Source organism: Pseudoalteromonas sp. APC 3691, from assembly GCF_030408135.1.
GTDB lineage: Bacteria > Pseudomonadota > Gammaproteobacteria > Enterobacterales > Alteromonadaceae > Pseudoalteromonas.
On sequence record NZ_JASDCB010000021.1, the window covers coordinates 12,880 to 29,894 of the forward strand.

A 17,015-nucleotide genomic window follows, 5' to 3' on the forward strand; every position below is an offset into this window, starting at 1 on the left:
GAGAGACTATGTGGGCTGCAATTAGTTATTTACTATTAGCACTACTGCTTATTTTTATTGGTTGGGAAGTGAACTCTGTTTATTTTGCTATTGTTTTTTATTGGACTGCGCTGTCACTTTTATTAGTGAGTACCGCGTATATTTTTAATACAGCAAAAATATTTAGAAAGCGTGAAAATGGGGTGATCCCATTTTATATACGGTGGGCGTTTGTGCCATTCTTATTCGGTGTGCAAATTTATAATGCCTGGTCACGTAAGCGCGATAAAGTGCCGCCCATTCAACAAATAAACGAAAACCTATTTTTAGCTTGCCGATTATTTCCCTCAGATATAGACACATTAAAAGATAACGGGATTACGGCGATTTTAGATGTTACGTGTGAATTCGACGGACTCGAGTGGAGTTCAACACAAGAGAATATTAATTATTTAAACATTCCGGTGCTCGATCATAGTATTCCTACCCATTCTCAGTTAAATCAGGCTATTAATTGGATTCATCACCATATTAAAGAAGACCATCGCGTAGTCGTTCATTGTGCTTTAGGGCGTGGGCGCTCTGTTTTTGTCATGGCGGCTTATTTACTGAGCCAAAACAAAAATGCAGATGTGCATGAAGTACTTGCACAAATAAAAGAAACCCGCGAAACCGCAAATTTAAATAAGCATCAACTTCGCCATTTAGCTAAGCGACATAAAAAAGGCGAATTACTGATTAAAAACAAAGCCGTTTTAATTGCAAACCCTGTATCTGGTACACGATTATGGGAAGAAAAAGAGCACTTAATTGTTGCGCGGCTATCGGACTATTACGATTTGAAAGTACTCACTACTACAAAAGAAGTTAACGGTATTGAGCTGGCTAAACAGGAAATTGCGCAAAATCCGGATATTATTATCGCATGCGGGGGAGATGGTACAGTGGCCGAAGTTGCAAGCGTACTTGTAAATACACAATGTAAACTAGGCATCATCCCTATGGGGACTGCAAACGCCCTTGCGCATGTATTGATGGGTATTACCTCTAAGTTTATTCCAGTAGAACAAGCCTGTGACCTAATTATAGATGGTCAAACAAGCATAATAGATACTGCTTATTGTAATAATGAATTAGTACTTTTATTAGCGGGCATTGGTTTTGAGCAATCAATGATAGAAAAAGCAGATAGAGAGTCGAAAAATAAGTCGGGGCAACTTGCCTATCTAAATGGTTTTTTTGAAGCTTTTGGCGAACAAAAATCACAGCTACTTAATGTAAAACTCGACGATAATGAGCCCAAAGAAATATGTACAAATAGCTTTATTGTGGCAAATGCCGCGCCTTTTACAACATTATTGGCTCAAGGTGGTGGGCAGCCAGATCATAGTGACGGGCTTCTTGATGTAAATTGGCTAACACCCAATAATGAAAACTCAACAACCATTTTAAGTATTGCTGAGCTGATGTACAGTAGCTTAACGCAAACACATTTAGCTATAAACTCGCACCATACAAATGCTAAAAGAGTCGAGGTTACAGGCGAAGGTGAGCTTAAATACGTACTTGATGGTGAAATTAAAACTGCTCACAAACTCGTTATTACTATTGAGCCGGCTTCATTAAATGTGATTTGCAAAGAGCAATAAATCGCGCTAGTTATAATCAAAAAAGGAGCTAAATTAGCTCCTTTTTTACATCATTTTTTAATTGATGGCCAAACAAACCCTGTTGTATCCGGCGCTTGAGAAGATGTTTCTCTTGGTGCACTTTTTGGTCTACGAATAGGCTTATTATTTATAGTGTGAATATAAAGTGCTTCCACTTTATCGCGAGCCCAAGGCGTTTTACGCAAAAACTTTAAACTCGATTTAATGCTGGGTTGATCAGTAAAACATTTAATTTTTACTTGCTCGCCAAGTGTTCTCCAGCCAAGTCGCTGTTCTAACTCAACAAGTATTTGTTCTAGCGTTACCCCATGTAAAGGGTTTTTAGGTTGATTATTCATAGCCATACTACTTATTTAAACTGCGTGCATTGTAGCTTAAATCAGCTTTTAGCGCTAATTCACAGTGATTGTTTTAGGAGCTGTTGGGTAAATAGTATTACCTTGCTTATCTATTTTAAGCCAAATGAGTTGGCTGTTACTGTGTTGGGGTGTTTTAGCACCACACAAAAGTGTAAAAGAGTGAACTTGTATTAATGCGCCTTCGCTATAGCGTTTGTTGTCGTACCAACAGTTAGATTCTTCATTTACAAACTGGTTTGCATCAATAATAGAATGGGTTTTAAGGGTTGTTGCTTCACTAAGTATTGAATACGATAAGCTGCTAAAACAAAAGCATAGAATTAAAAAGTTACGCATTAGAGGCCTTTAAATAGGGAGGGTTAAAAATAATACATTAAGCTAAAAAACGTGCTAGTGTAAAGTACACAAAGTGATTTTAATTATAAACTTAGTTACACACAGAACAACTTAGATTCAAATAAAAAGGTGCACACAATGCAATTTAATCAAACAATGATCGAAGAATTCACACTATTAGCAAAGTTTCCTCGCGACAGTAAAATGCAGGGTATTAAATTACACTCAGACGCAGAGCCAAGCTTACTTAGTGCAGCGCAACGTTTATTTGAAAAAGGGATTATAGATAGCCCAGATGGCGGATATTTAACTGATCTGGGCTTAGATTTAATTGAGCATATTACGGTTATTCATAGTGCGCTACAAAGTTAGCTAACCTGAGATCTGGTTAGTTACTAAACTAGCTTAATTTGCATCGGGTTGATTTTGCGGTGCAGCATCATTAAATGCAGCTAATTTATTACAATGCTCGTAAATGGCTGCAATTTTTGGATAAGTGCTCATATCTACGTTAAAACGAATTGCATTAAATACTTGCGGCACTAAACAAATGTCAGCAAGTGTTGGTTGGTTACCAAAGCAGTAGCCATTATTTTCGTTTAGCATCAGTTCTATTTTTTCAAAACCAACTTCTATCCAATGTCGATACCACTTATTTTTAGCCTCGTCATTAACACCTAATTCGCTTGATAAATACTTCAGCACGCGTAAATTATTAACAGGATGAATATCGCAGGCAATGGCAAAGCTTAAATTTCTTATTTGTGCTTTTTGCCACGCAGTCCCTGTAATTAATGGCGATTGCGGATAAGTTTCATCAAGCCACTCAAGTATTGCAAGCGATTGTGCTAAAACACCATCATCAGTTTCGAGTGCAGGTAGTAACCCTTGCGGATTAGTCGCTAAGTATTCCTCCCCAAGCTGCTCCGATTTTAAAAGGTTAACAATAGCAAGTTCATGATCGATTGCTTTTAAGTTAAGCGCTATACGCACTCTATAAGCCGCTGATGAGCGAAAGTAGCTGTATAATTTCATAATTAATCCTGTGAACCTGTAAATTGTTTTTTAATAGTACGCCAGCAATCGGTGTAGTTTAGTTGGCGCTCTTTACCTTCTAATGCATATTTTGTCGGTGAAATTATATAGCGTGACTCAAACATAAAGGCCAATGTGTTTTCGTATTTTTGTGGTGTAAGCTCAGCGTTTGAGGCTTTTTCAAATACGTCGGCTTCAGGTCCATGTGGCGACATACAATTGTGTAAACTTGCGCCACCAGGTACAAAACCATGCTCTTTTGCATCATACACACCTTCAATTAAGCCCATAAATTCACTCATAATATTGCGGTGATAATACGGCGGGCGAAATGTATTTTCGGCTACCATCCAACGCGGTGGAAATATCACAAAATCGACATTTGCCATACCCTCAGTAGCAGAAGGAGAGGTTAGTACAGTGAATATAGAAGGATCGGGGTGATCAAAGCTCACTGTATTCATTACATTGAAACGCGATAAGTCGTATTTATAGGGCGCACTATTACCCGTCCATGCAACCACATCAAAAGGAGAGTGCTTAATTTCACAGCTAAATAAATTACCGTTAAATTTAGAAACAAGCTCAAAGTCACCCTCTTTATCTTCAAAGGCCGCTACAGGGTATTGAAAGTCTCTGTCGTTGGCATAACCGTTTGCACCAACAGGTCCTCGCTCTGCAAGCTCTAACGCATGGCCATAATTTTCACAAATATAACCACGGGCTGTATTATCAATTAAGTCAACTGAGAACTTAATTCCTCTGGGAATTACAGCAATTTCACCTGGTTTAATGCTTAACTTACCGCACTCGGTGTGAATTAATAACTCACCATGCTGAGGGACAAACAACATTTCGCCATCGGCATTGCAAAAGTAACGCCCTTGCATTGACTGATTAGCGACATATACATGAATGCCAATACCAGATTGCCCATTAGCACTGCCATTAGCAGCCATCGTTACTAACCCATCAATTAAATCAGTAGGCTGTGAAGGCATATCAATAGGATTCCAACGTAGCATTGTTGGTGGTGTTATGGCTTCAGTGATTGGGGCTGTTCTTATTAGGCCGTTATCTATTGCTTGGTAATCACCTTGCACTACAGACGGACGAAGGCGGTAAAACCAAGTGCGACGATTTGAAGCGCGAGGAGCCGTAAATGCAGTCGAACTAAATTGCTCTGTGTATAAATCGTATTTAACTTTTTGTGGGCTAAATTGTCCTATTGGCAGTGCACCGGGTAGCGCTTGTGTTTCAAATTCATTACCAAAACCTGTCATATAACTTAATTGTGTCGCCATTACTGACTCCTGTGAGAGGGGGGTTGGTTTAATATTATTTTTATTTCAGTTAAGATACTCTCAAGTGAGACTAATATCAAATGTGCAACTACGCATCCGTGTAAATATTAATGAACACTAAAGTAAGCCTTATAAAGCTGGGATAACCAAAAATGAAAATTGATTTAGCAACGTTCTTACCTTATCAATTAACGAATGTAGCAACACGTGTAAGTAATGACTTTGCCGAGGTTTATCAAACTAAATACGGTTTAAATATTCCGCAGTGGCGAATACTTGCTAATTTAGCGCAGTATGGTCAGAGCAACGCAAAGGATTTATGCACGCAAGCAAATATGGACAAGTCGACAGTGTCGCGTGCGGTAAAAGTTTTAATAGATAAAGGTTTAGTGAAAAGTGAGTTAAATGCACAAGATAAACGCGCTGCCTTACTTGTACTGAGCAAAGCAGGGCAAAACTTATATGAGCAAATAGCACCCGATGCACTGAATTGGGAAAAACAATTACTGAATACTTTAACCAACGAAGAATACGAAGTGTTAGTGGGTATTTTTGAAAAGTTAAATAACAAATTAAAGGCATAAAAAAGCCCACCAAAGTGGGCTTTTAAAAGATGTTTTAGGCTACAGCTCTAAATTAGAAAGTGTAACGAACACCTACTTTAATTTTGTAAGTTGAATCTTCCGCTTCAAAAGTAAAGTCATCATTTATAGGGTTGCCAATGATATATTTACCAGTTGCTTGGTCAATATCCATCTCAACAACATCTCTGGAGTTGTTATTCTGGCGGTAAACCTTACCTTTAGATGAATCAATTAGGTTTAATAAGTTATCTATAACGAAATAAAACTCGCCACGATGATCATCTGCAAAACCAGGAATTTCTTGTGATACGTACAAATCCATTGTAGTTACCCAAGGTGTTTTTCCTTGGCTTCTATCAGCAAAACCACCAGCAGAACCTGAAAGTCCCAGACTGTCAAAGTGAGCTAAAACTTCAGCTTCGCTAACACCATCAGCATAAATCACATTTGGATCATTTGCTGTTGGAACGTAAGGTAAGTAGTTGCCGCCATATGTTGTGCCACCAGATGGTTGAATTAGGTCTTGGTCAAAGAAACGTCCACCAGTTAGGTTCTCTAAACTTACTAGCTGGCTATAAGCTGAACCAGAATTACGCTCAATAAATAAGTTAAACTTGGTTTTATAATTTTCAATTAATTCAGCCGTATACCCTAGATTAATTACAAATCTATGCTCAGTTTCATAAGGTGAAACACCAACTTGAGTCTCTTGATGGTCTCCAAAATGGCCAAAGCGATAATTACTACGTGCTGTTGATGAACTCCCAGGGTTACCATCTGTAATATCTTGATTTGTATAAGACGCATCAAATTTGAAGCCGTTATCCCAAGATTTAGATATACCAGTACTTAAGATAACAGATCTGCCATCGTCATCAGCATTTGTTAACATTATCTCAAGGTCAGATGTATTATAGAAAGGTAATGCGCCGTCGATCGTGCTACCAATTACAGAATCGTTGTCTAATATAGCAGCGTTAATCCATTCAGCGCTATTTTCCTTTTTAGTATAAATAGCTGTAGTTGTCCAAGCAAAACCTTCACCAAGGTATGGAATATCTAAATTAACATCACTGTTTAACATGAATGTCCACTGTGAAGGTATTTCAAAATCAGGATCAATGAAGTTTGACGGAGAACCTTCCGTACCTGAATCTACTGCTGCTATGGCAGCATCAATAGGGTTATTTAATGCAGTAGTAGGTATAGAAATACCACGGTCTGAATAAGACTGACTACTAATACCATCGTTTGAGTAAGAGTTAGATATCCAAACGTTAGGGTTACCGCCAGCATAACGACCAGCACTACCTCTTATGGTTACATCTTCATTAAGCGTATAGGTAAAGCCAACGCGGGGTAGTATTATATCTACGCCATCTAGGTTGTTTGTATTATCGAAACCAGTACGAGTTTCTAATCCAGCGTTGTAAATCGGCTTATCGTCAGAGCCCAAACGCTCATAACGTAAGCCAGCAGATAATATTAAGTCGTCACTGTAATCCCATGTATCATTTACATATAGAGCGATATCATTTCGCGAAAACTTAGCAATTACAGCTGCAGGATTGTTACCGGTACCATTACTATAGCTATATTCAGATGCTATTTGGTCATTAAAATCTTGTAAACTATTAAATGAGATAATACCTTTTGAACCAGGTAGAAATTGATTCTCAATATCTAGTACATCGTATTTGATACCAAACTCTATAGTGTGTTTATCTAACAGGTATGTACCATCGAACTTAACTGTAAATAAATCGTTTTCCAGTGTGTTGGAATGACGAAATTCATCAGAGCCAAATGCAATAGCACCTTCTTCACCATCACCATCTACATCAAGGTTTAAGATGGTAATATCGCCTAGATTAGATGAATTGCCAAGGGATATAGCGCCAGTTTCAACCGACTTTTGAGTTACGCTAATTTGCGTTGAGAATTCGTCAGTCCAATCTGAATATAAAGTTGAACTGAAGTTGTCTAACTTTTGAGCGTTGTTATACCACTGGGTACTCAATCTTAGTTCTGTATTACCACTAGTCATGTTACGAGTACTATTACCTTCACTGTGCATATATACGAAATTAGCACGATGGTAATCATTGATATTCCAATCAATTTTTGCAATGTACTTTTCATCATTTAACTGAGGTTGTACATCTGATTCACCAATATCACTAATACCATAAACATCATTAGCTATGGCTCTAACTGCCTCTAAATCGGCAGTAGTTACAGTTGTTTTATTTGTTCCAACATTTGAACCAGCTACGCCATATTCTAATTGTTGCGGTGATTCAAATTTTTCATAAGCGGCAAAAATAAATAGCTTATCTTTAATTATTGGGGCACCAAAAGATGCGCCATAATTTTTTTCTTCAAAATCTAATTCAAGCTTTTCACCAGAAGCATCTTTTGGAGAGCCAGCCCAATCGCTGCTTAATTTTTCATAAAAGACACTGCCGTGCAGTTCATTCGTGCCTGATTTGAATACGGCATCTACATTACCACCAGTAAATCCACTTGATTTTGCATTAATTGGAGCAACAGAGACGGAAACTTGATCTAGTGCATCTAGAGGGAAAGGGTTACGCTGAGTAGGGTAGCCATTGCCATTTAGACCAAAATCATCATTTAGTGGTATACCGTCAATAGTTATTGAATTTGTGCGAGGATTTGATCCTGCGATCGTCATAGAGCTCTCGCTACCAGGCTGAATAACTACTAAAGGATTGTTTTTAACAATATCTTTTATATCACGACCTATACTAGGTGTTGTAGTTATTGCTTCTTGTCCAAAGTAAGAGTCATTTGCAGATGAATTGAATAGAACTGGGGAGCCAGTTACAACAATAGACTCCATGCTGTTACTAGATAGTTGTTGATCTAGCTGTCTAGTTTCGCCAAGTGAAAGATAAACATCTTCAATTTGAACATCTCGGTAAACATTAGAATCAATAATTATTTTGTAAGGACCACCTACACGAAGGCCAGTGGCATTGTATGTACCTGTATCGTTTGTTGTTACTACTCTGCGGGTACCTGTTGGCTCATGAACTAATATTAGTTTAGTATTTGCTGCAGGATTACCATTAGGGCCAGATATTTGCCCTTTAACTGATGACGTTGTGTCACTAGCGAATACGCCACCACTCACACCAACACAAGCTGCAATAGCGAGTGATAGAGCTGTTTTACGAAGTTGAATTTTCATTTTGTTTTCCCATGTGGTTTATTAAACTTTTTATATTTATAAAGTATTTGCACTAAACAAACGAACCAAATTCATGCAGTACTAAATCTATACATATTATACATTAGTTTATGTTTACAAATAAGCTACAAGTGTAATGTTTTTTATGTTTATAGATTAATGCTACGGATTATTAATGTTAATAATGAAATGTTCGTGTTGTAAAAGAGAGTAAATACTATTTATGACAAATAGATGAAAAAGGGAGTTTAAATGAAAAAACCCATTACAAAGTTGTAATGGGTTTAACTAATATAAAGCGTAATGTTTTATTAGGTATTAAAACTTATAGCTAACACCAATTTTAGCTTGCCAAGCTGACGATGAAGTATTGATTTGTGTATAATTACGAACATCAGCACCGTTAAATTTATTATTGATGATGTATCGACCTTGATCATCTATACCAGAAAGTTCATATAAGTCTTGATTTGAATATCTTAAACTTTTCTCAATACCCCAATCACTATTTAACAAGTTGGCAAAGTTATCAATCATGAAGTAAACCTCACCGCTATGACCTTTTGCGAAACCTGGGATCTCTTGTTTGACACTAATATCCATAGTAGTAACCCAAGGCTGTGTACCTGAATTACGATTTAGAATCTGGCCTCGCTCAGAGATACCTGCACGGTTTAACAATGTTTCAAGTTCATTCCATGATAAACCCGACTTATCCCAATTTACACTTGCATCGTCGGCACCTGTAGGAATATATGGAAGATAGGCTGAATCGCTATAAAACGCACTTGTATCTCCTAAGTCTCTCATTTTATACATATCCATAGTGTAGCTAAATGGACGACCAGAACGACGTTCAAAGTAAACGTTAAACTTAGTTGCGTAGCCACTAAAGAACTCAGTGTTATATGCTAAGTTAACTTTAAAGCTATGTTCTACTTCGTAAGCCCCACGATGCGCAAGATCTTCATTACGATTTTGAGTAATAGCAAATCTGTAGTTACTCAAAGCTTGTGATGATGAGCCTGAAGACGCTTCTGTTATATCTTGATGTGCATAACTTGCTGAAACGTATAAGCCATTTTCCCATTCTTTAGCAAGGGCGGTAGACAGAACAACAGAGCGACCATCCTCCGCTGAATTAGTCATCATAATATCGGAGTTATTTTCTTTGTCACCCGAATAGATTGGCTGATTGAATACTCGGTCACCGCCAGCAGTAGTGCCTACAGGCTTTATAGCTGTATTGTGCCATACGGCCTCGTTTTCTTTTTTATGATAAGCAATTTCTGCTTGCCATTTAAAGCCTTCGCCTAGTAATTCAGAATCGAAGTCGTATTCAAAACCAAGTTGTGCACGGATGCTTGACGGTAGTTCAAAGTTAGGATCAATATAGTTTGTGCTACCAGCGCCTTGGACTAATGAGTTTTTAATTTCATCAGGAATTTGAGTAATATCAGCTTGGTTGTTGGCATAGTAGTTATTGATTACTCTATTTGGGGCATTTACAAAAGTAATGCCATCGTTTTGGAATGAGTTGTTATACCAAACGTTAGGAATACCACCTTGGAAACGACCTACACCACCATTGACCGTTAATGCTTCTGTAGCGTAATACTTAAAGCCAATACGCGGTAAAATAATATCTAAACCATCTAGGTTTTCTTGATTGCTAAAACCATAGGTGCTTAAAAAGTTTTCATTGAGTGTTGGTTTATCATCAGAAGATAAACGCTCATACCGAATACCCGCTGTTACTTCTAAATCATCAGTTGCATAAAATGTATCTTCAATATAAAAAGCTAACTGATTTCGTGTTGCATCGTAGGCAGTATCAGCTGAATTATTCGTATACGCATTACTGTAAGAAAAATCATACGGCTCAATTACTTTATTAGCAAAGTTTTCAAAACTAGTAAATTTCCATGTACCTAATGAGTCGGCTGCAAAAAGATTATACAAGTTAAGTGACTCGTATTGTGCTCCAAATTTAACTTCATGCTCGTCTAATAAATAAGTCCCATCAAAGGTAAATGTTAAATTTTCAGTGGCGGCTTTATTTGCGTGTCGATATTGATCGGTTCCAAATTGATAGGTTGGGCTATTACGCTCGTCTTCTTCAACTATAATACTACCTAAATTTGAATTAGTAATACTGTCAGAAGTCACATCTTTATAAGAAATGCCAATTTTAGTAGATAAGTTTTCATTCCAGTCGGAGTAAAGTTTGGTAGAAAAGTTGTTGAATTTAGTCGCATAAGTGTAGCGATTTGAAGCAAAACTAATTGTTTTTCCACCTGAGCCAAAATTACGCTCATCTTGATCGTCTTGCCATTGATAAGTAAAATCTAAACGATGATCGTCATTAACGTTCCAGCTTAATTTTACTAATAATGACTCATTGGTGTCCTCAGGATCACCACCTAAAGAGTCTTGCATGCCATAAACATTGTCTAGAATAGTAACAAACTGATCAAAACTTTCTTTTGTTACGTCATATTCGTTTGCTGCGCCAGAGCCTTCAAAACCATAATCTAAATCCAGTTCGCTTTTCCATGCATTGTAGTTAACAAAATAAAATAGCTTATCTTCAAGTATTGGGCCCCCAATATTAAAGCCATAGCGAGCTTCAGTTTGAATGGGTTTGACTTTATCTGTGGTATAGATCTTATGGTTGTCCTCATCAATCTGACCAGACACTTCACTTATACTTTCCACGTTGCCTGCTATATCAGGGGTAGATGTTTCATAAAAGCCAGAAAACTTGAACTCATTTGTGCCTGATTTTGTTACGGCGTTAATTGTACCACCACCAAAGTTGCCTTTGGCTGCTGAGAATGGAGAAACGTCAACAGATATTTGCTCAATCGCATCAAGGGCTACCGGAGGCTGCGAAGTAGGGTAGCCGCCGTAACTTAGACCAAAGTCATCATTTTGACCAATGCCGTCTACAGTTAAACTATTACTACGTGGGTTATTTCCAGCAAAAGTTAGCTCGCCGCTACCATTAATACTCGCAAGCGGGTTTAATCGCGCGATGTCTTTAATGTCGCGGTTAAAGCTAGGCATGTTATTGATAGTATCTTCACCAAACGTACTACTAGAGCCACCTGATTGTTGAACAATTTTATAACCAGACACTTCAATCTTTTCGATGTTTCGCGGAGCAAGCTGCGAGCTTAAACGGTAAGTTTCACCAAGGTTCAAGTAGATATTTTCAACAGTTGTATCATTAAACTTATCAGAATCGATGATAACCATGTAAGGACCACCTACACGTAAGCCATTAGCGATAAACGTACCACTTTCGTTTGTAGTTAGCTCGCTAATAGTTCCCGTTGGTTGGTGAACTACTTTAATTTTAACGTTTGCAGCACTGCCACCTGAAGGCGTCGTAATTTTACCACGCATTGCAGATGAAGTATCAGCAGCCATTGCGCTTGTAGAAACACCTAGAGCTAAAATTACCGCTCCAGTTAATTTCGAAAGGCGAAGCTTAGTCATAATTTTGATTTCCCGTGTGTAGGTTATATAAATTTAATACTGTTTATTTGTCAGTCGTCATTTTTAGTGCCGTTTCTAACTCTTTTGCAGAAGGGTCAAATAAGGCGTTTAATAATCCAGCTAATCGAATACCCGCCTGTTGTAAGCGCGTTTTTATAATTGGAGTATTGTTATATATGTAGCTATAACCAATTTCGTTGTTGGTATATTTATAAATTTTTGTGGCTAAATTATGAGATTCTTCAACCCATGTCATCGGTGAGCTTTGTAAATACTCAGCAATTAACTCGCTGTTATTTGTATCAATAAATTGTGCGTACTCAGTGAACGACAAGTTTTCGTTTTCAACTAGCTTTGTATCCCAAAGGCTATGAAGATTTGTTTCTTCGTTAAAAAATGAAACCTTAATACGGTTACCACCTCTGTCTTCACCTCGACCGGCATGAAATGGCTGATGGCTATCGCCTACTAAATGCACTAAAAAACGCAAACTGAACTGCTTAGCATCTAAGGTGCTATTTTTATCAGTGAGTGTTTGCATTGAATAGTGAATGCCTTCTAGGATATTACTTACAGATTCTTTGTTTTTAGTGTGATCGTGATTGAAGCTGAAAGATTTTCCTGGTGCTGCATTAATATAATGCCAACGAGATGATTGCTTTTGCCAAAAGTCGCCAGGAGCAGAGCGCATTTCATCAGGCCACGTTGATATTTGCGCAAGTGACTCACCATCTAAATAAGGTTTAATTGCTGCTTTAGTTGTTTCGCTTATATGAGATTGTGCAATCTGCCCTACAATACGGTGGCCATTTTGACCCCAAGCGTGTGAGTTAGTGCTTGTGAATATCGCACTAATCAAAAGCGCAGAAGATATCGAGTACTTTATATTGTTATGCATTAAAACTTCCTAAATGAATATTTCATGGGGTTGCTATAAGCTAATGCGGTCAATTGTCCTTATTTTTAATGTTGATAGGAAGGACTTATTAAAATTCATAGTTTCTTATTTAGATTTTATATAAATCAATGGTTTATGTTTAACAGGTAAAATTACTTGTTGTAATAAGTAAGCAAAATTGTTCAAATGCACAATATAGTCTTTTTTTGAGTAGCATTACTTTGAATTTTAAAAATATCGTGTTGCACAAAATGTTAATTGTTACATTTTTGTTTCTATTGTTGATCGTTACGTGGGTTTGCGGTCAAGTTAGTGTGTACAACGATGATTTGCACTTTCCAGTTATGATTGAAACCTCAACAGAATGTCAAACAACTGCAACAAGTAATAAAGACCAGCTAATTATTTTCATGCAATCGAAAAAAATAGCCAAGTTGTTAACACAGAATTTGTGTTCTGATAACGTAGTGGCTAAACAATATGGCTCTGTAAAAGGGTATTGGGGGTATAGAACCGCAGAAAGCTTTGAGTTTGTTGGTAAAGGAATTGCTGACTTAATTTTAGCTAAAAATAATATTATGGCCGCCTTCAAAGCTGAGTCGACTTATAACTACCAGCCCGTTGTTGGCTTTTCTGATTACACTGCCTTTTTTATATCGTCTAAAGAAAAACCTCGCATGACAAAACAGTACTTTTTAGATAAGCGTATAGGTTTGCTTGATTATCCAACTAGCCGCTCAGGGCACATATTACCAAAGCAGGCATTTAAAGAGTTGGATATTAATTTAGCTAATTTGAAAATTACCTATGCTAGTTCTCATAATGAATTACGTGATTTACTCGCCGACGGAAAAGTCGATATTATTGCTTCATTTTGGAAAGAGAGTGACGAAAAACGCTTTTCAAAAAACTATATTACGCCATTGAGTAATAATATTTCTGGAACAAGGTGGTATTTAAAAATGCAGCAAAACAATACTGATTTGTTGTGTGCAGTTCAGGAAAACTTACTTGCTATGTCTAAAGATCAAAGGTTGCACTACTATCAAAATGTGCAGCCGTTTTGGAGTTGCGGTACTAGCTCAGTAAACTTAAAAGAGGACGCTGATGATGAGTAAATATAAGCAATCACTTGTTTTACTATGTTTATTTTTAATTCTATCGTCTGTTTTTTATCTTTCTGTAACTCAAAAAAGCCAGCAAGTAGTTAAACAAAAAATAATTCAGATAGAGAAGCAAATAGCACTAGACTTACCCTTACTTGATTTATCAAATGAGCTGCTTAAACACTCAGGCAATAAAGACGCGGTTAATAGCTATATTAAAGCCTTAAATAGCTACATCGATTCGGATGATCTTAGGGTTGTTACTATTGCACCCAAAAGCGAGATGGTAACACCTATAAAGCCCAACCAAATAATACGTAGTTTGAGTACAAACAGCGGGTTTGTATTAGTTGTATTTAGTGTTAAGCACACTCACTTTACGTTGAGTCATGTTATTTATTATTTAATGTTTTTTGTTTTAAGTGTGTTGGTTAGCTTTTGGATAAAATTTGCGTTTATTAAGCAAAGTAATAAACAATTGATTAATACAGAACATCAAACAATTACTGAGCCTACGCCGCTTGTACTTATTGTTGATCTTAACGATAAAACACTATCTAGTAGCTGTAATCCAGATCAAAAAATGGCTTTGGCCAATAAGCCACTATGCTTTTATTTAGCACTTGTAGAGTATTGTACAAATAATGATGCTGTAACGCTTAGTCATAATAAAAATGTACCAGAGGAGCTGCTAGAGCTTGCAAATAAGTATTTTTATAGGTTGATTGAGCTTGGCCATACAATTAGAAAAAGACCTAACTTTAATAATAGTCTTGAAAAAACCTTGAGTGAAATACGTGCGGCATTAGATGAAGTGCTTAACGAATGTCCTGAAGAGAAAGAGTTATATTATCCCCCCAAAGCGTATGGAGAAGGGTCGCGTTCTCGACTGCATAGTTATGGGCTGGCAAATATTAGAAAAGGCAATATTGAAATAATAGGAAAGTAACACAGTTACTTTCCTATTATTATCTTTATTTATTTAGGTGTAAATTCAGCCGCTTTAAGAGGGCTGTTTTTTGATATAAAGTCTTGTAGCGCTTGGGCATCTGTTTCGTCTGTACTAACAAAGCCTTTTTTATTTGTAAGCGTAGGATAACCATCACCGCCTGATGCGTTATAGCTATTTAGACTCATACGGTACGTTTTATTTTTATTCAAAGGTTGACCATTAATAACCACATTAACTAGCTGGCCATTTTTACGTTCAAACGATAGCTTATGGTACTGTAAGTAAGCACCTGCATCCGGTGGGAAGCTCGTTACTGTATTTAAGTAATCCCATAAATCACTGCCTTGCCAATCCATATAAGTAATACGGTTTTTAAAAGGATGCACCTTTAAAATATCTTTATAGCTTATTTCACCCGCTTCTATTGAGCTGCGAATACCACCACCACTTATTAGTCCAAAGTCTGCATTTACTACATCCATTTGAGCTTGAATAATTACGCGCGCAAGATTAGTTTGTTGGTAGCGAACTTTGTTTCTGTCGCCTTCTAAGCGAGCATCAACTTCACCAATGGTACCTTCAATTTGTTTAGCACCTTTTGCTTGATATACCGCTAAATAAGATTCAAGTTTTGAGTCTGGTTTAATGTACTCGTTTGCCAATACTTCTTTAGTAGAGCCATCAGCTTGTACTTTATCTACATACAAATTAACTGGCATCAGTTTGTAGTTTAGTAACGTTAATTTACCGTTTTCAAGTTTAAACTCAGCTTTACCAACATACTTACCCCATTCATGGGCTTGCATAATATAAGTACCGTTTTGTTGGTCTGGTTTACAGGCTAAGCCTGGTTTAAAGTTGTCGTCATTTACATTTGTATCGCTCATACATACAGGTTCTTGAGAGTGACCACCAATGATCATATCAAGCGTGTTTGCAGGCAATGAGCGAGCGAGTGTTACATCACCCGGTGCGTTAATACCAAAGTTAGCATCAACATAATGACCCATATGAGTAAGCGCAATGGTAATGTCAGGGTTGTACTTAGCTTTTATTTCTTTAGCTAGTTTTGCGGTAACGTCAACAGGGTCTTTAAACTCTAAGTGCCCAATATACTGAGGGTTACCAATTTTAGCTGTGTCGGTTGTTGTTAAACCAATAACAGCAATAGTTAATCCATTTTTTTTAAATATTTTGTAACTATCAAACGCGTGTTCACCAGTGGCTTTTTCAAAAATATTAGCAGATAAAAGTGGGAAAGTAGCCCATTGCTGTTGTTTGTTTAACACCTTAATAGGGTTGTCGAATTCGTGATTACCTAATGCCATTGCATCATAACCAATCAAAGACATCCCTTTAAAGTCAGGCTCTGCTTTTTGTAAATCTGACTCAGGAATACCAGTATTAATATCACCACCAGAGAGTAGCAATACCGCATGACCTTGTTTATGAGCTTCACTGCGTAAAGAGTCAATAAGAGTTTTACGAGCGGCCATACCGTACTCGCCTTTTTCGTTGTGCCAAAAGCGCCCATGGTTATCGTTAGTATGAAGCACAGTAAGATATTGAGTTGCAGGAGAGTTACTTACACTTGGGTCGGAAGTTGCCGATGTGCACCCAAGTACGCTTAAAAAAACTGAAAATAAAATAATTATTCGCATAAAATACCTGTCTATTAAGGCCCACTTAATTTATTGAGTGGCTAGTTTAAACTAGTTTTATGCGAAAAAAACGTACTTATTTACATTTTACCTTAATTACGGCTTGTTGCAGCTGTTTCTCTGCGCTTTAACTCTTTACTCGCATATTCAGATTTTTCATGGTTTGCTGCAATCATCCACGTTAAAAAGCTGGCAGGTAGCTTTGTGTAAGCTTGGCCTCTGTGTAAACCAAAGTCACAAATTGTGTGTTTATTGTCTGGCATGTGTATTACCTAGTTTTTAAATTTTGATAAATACTAACAAAAGTACTTTTTAACGAAAGACGATTTAGCTTTGGTAAAGTTTTTTTTATAACTTAAAAGAATATATAAAATGTAATTTAAATGTTACCGAGGCGGTCTAATTTGTAT

Annotated in this window: 14 protein-coding genes; 5 read left to right on the forward strand and 9 right to left on the reverse strand. The window is 37.1% G+C overall.

Annotated features, from left to right (window positions below):
• Window positions 1–8: 8 nt before the first annotated feature.
• A complete protein-coding gene (locus QL998_RS08895) occupies window positions 9–1,628 on the forward strand; it encodes a diacylglycerol kinase family protein (RefSeq protein ID WP_290192548.1) in 1,620 nt (539 codons plus the stop codon).
• A 50-nt stretch (window positions 1,629–1,678) separates the two neighbouring features.
• Here QL998_RS08895 and QL998_RS08900 read toward each other — a convergent pair whose 3' ends face one another.
• On the reverse strand, window positions 1,679–1,987 hold the full coding sequence (locus QL998_RS08900; protein ID WP_024591820.1) for a VF530 family protein: 309 nt from the start codon (window positions 1,985–1,987) through the stop codon (window positions 1,679–1,681).
• A 54-nt stretch (window positions 1,988–2,041) separates the two neighbouring features.
• Complete coding sequence (locus QL998_RS08905) at window positions 2,042–2,344, reverse strand: DUF1496 domain-containing protein (RefSeq protein WP_024604176.1); 303 nt, start codon at window positions 2,342–2,344, stop codon at window positions 2,042–2,044.
• Window positions 2,345–2,482: 138 nt separating this feature from the next.
• Here QL998_RS08905 and QL998_RS08910 point away from each other — a divergent pair, with 138 nt between their 5' ends.
• Window positions 2,483–2,716 carry a TIGR02647 family protein gene (locus QL998_RS08910; RefSeq protein ID WP_007582405.1) on the forward strand — a complete coding sequence of 78 codons (234 nt, stop codon included), beginning with the start codon at window positions 2,483–2,485 and terminating at the stop codon, window positions 2,714–2,716.
• A gap of 33 nt (window positions 2,717–2,749) precedes the next feature.
• On the opposite strand, the gene maiA is transcribed toward QL998_RS08910, so the two are convergent.
• Window positions 2,750–3,379 (reverse strand): maleylacetoacetate isomerase, encoded by a 630-nt coding sequence (maiA, locus tag QL998_RS08915; protein ID WP_290192549.1) that lies wholly within the window; start codon window positions 3,377–3,379, stop codon window positions 2,750–2,752.
• 2 nt (window positions 3,380–3,381) lie between these two features.
• Window positions 3,382–4,683 carry a homogentisate 1,2-dioxygenase gene (gene hmgA / locus QL998_RS08920; RefSeq protein WP_290192550.1) on the reverse strand — a complete coding sequence of 434 codons (1,302 nt, stop codon included), beginning with the start codon at window positions 4,681–4,683 and terminating at the stop codon, window positions 3,382–3,384.
• 152 nt (window positions 4,684–4,835) lie between these two features.
• On the opposite strand from hmgA, the gene QL998_RS08925 reads away from it, so the two are divergent.
• The gene (locus tag QL998_RS08925; protein WP_024591817.1) at window positions 4,836–5,267 is read left to right on the forward strand and encodes a MarR family transcriptional regulator; all 432 of its coding nucleotides are present in this window, start codon (window positions 4,836–4,838) and stop codon (window positions 5,265–5,267) included.
• Window positions 5,268–5,319: 52 nt separating this feature from the next.
• Here QL998_RS08925 and QL998_RS08930 read toward each other — a convergent pair whose 3' ends face one another.
• The 3 genes from QL998_RS08930 to QL998_RS08940 form a co-directional block, all read right to left on the reverse strand.
• A complete protein-coding gene (locus tag QL998_RS08930; RefSeq protein WP_024604180.1) occupies window positions 5,320–8,484 on the reverse strand; it encodes a TonB-dependent receptor in 3,165 nt (1,054 codons plus the stop codon).
• A gap of 318 nt (window positions 8,485–8,802) precedes the next feature.
• The gene (locus QL998_RS08935; protein WP_024604181.1) at window positions 8,803–11,988 is read right to left on the reverse strand and encodes a TonB-dependent receptor; all 3,186 of its coding nucleotides are present in this window, start codon (window positions 11,986–11,988) and stop codon (window positions 8,803–8,805) included.
• Between the two features lie 43 nt (window positions 11,989–12,031).
• On the reverse strand, window positions 12,032–12,886 hold the full coding sequence (locus QL998_RS08940) for a S1/P1 nuclease (RefSeq protein WP_024604182.1): 855 nt from the start codon (window positions 12,884–12,886) through the stop codon (window positions 12,032–12,034).
• 251 nt (window positions 12,887–13,137) lie between these two features.
• On the opposite strand from QL998_RS08940, the gene QL998_RS08945 reads away from it, so the two are divergent.
• Entirely contained in the window at window positions 13,138–14,004 is an 867-nt protein-coding gene (locus tag QL998_RS08945; RefSeq protein ID WP_080670013.1) for a hypothetical protein, read from the forward strand.
• The gene (locus QL998_RS08950) at window positions 13,997–14,941 is read left to right on the forward strand and encodes a hypothetical protein (protein ID WP_024604184.1); all 945 of its coding nucleotides are present in this window, start codon (window positions 13,997–13,999) and stop codon (window positions 14,939–14,941) included. Before QL998_RS08945 ends, QL998_RS08950 begins: the two co-directional genes overlap by 8 nt.
• A gap of 29 nt (window positions 14,942–14,970) precedes the next feature.
• On the opposite strand, the gene ushA is transcribed toward QL998_RS08950, so the two are convergent.
• Entirely contained in the window at window positions 14,971–16,605 is a 1,635-nt protein-coding gene (ushA, locus tag QL998_RS08955) for a bifunctional UDP-sugar hydrolase/5'-nucleotidase UshA (RefSeq protein WP_024604185.1), read from the reverse strand.
• 92 nt (window positions 16,606–16,697) lie between these two features.
• On the reverse strand, window positions 16,698–16,868 hold the full coding sequence (locus QL998_RS08960; protein ID WP_198925093.1) for a hypothetical protein: 171 nt from the start codon (window positions 16,866–16,868) through the stop codon (window positions 16,698–16,700).
• Window positions 16,869–17,015 lie beyond the last annotated feature (147 nt).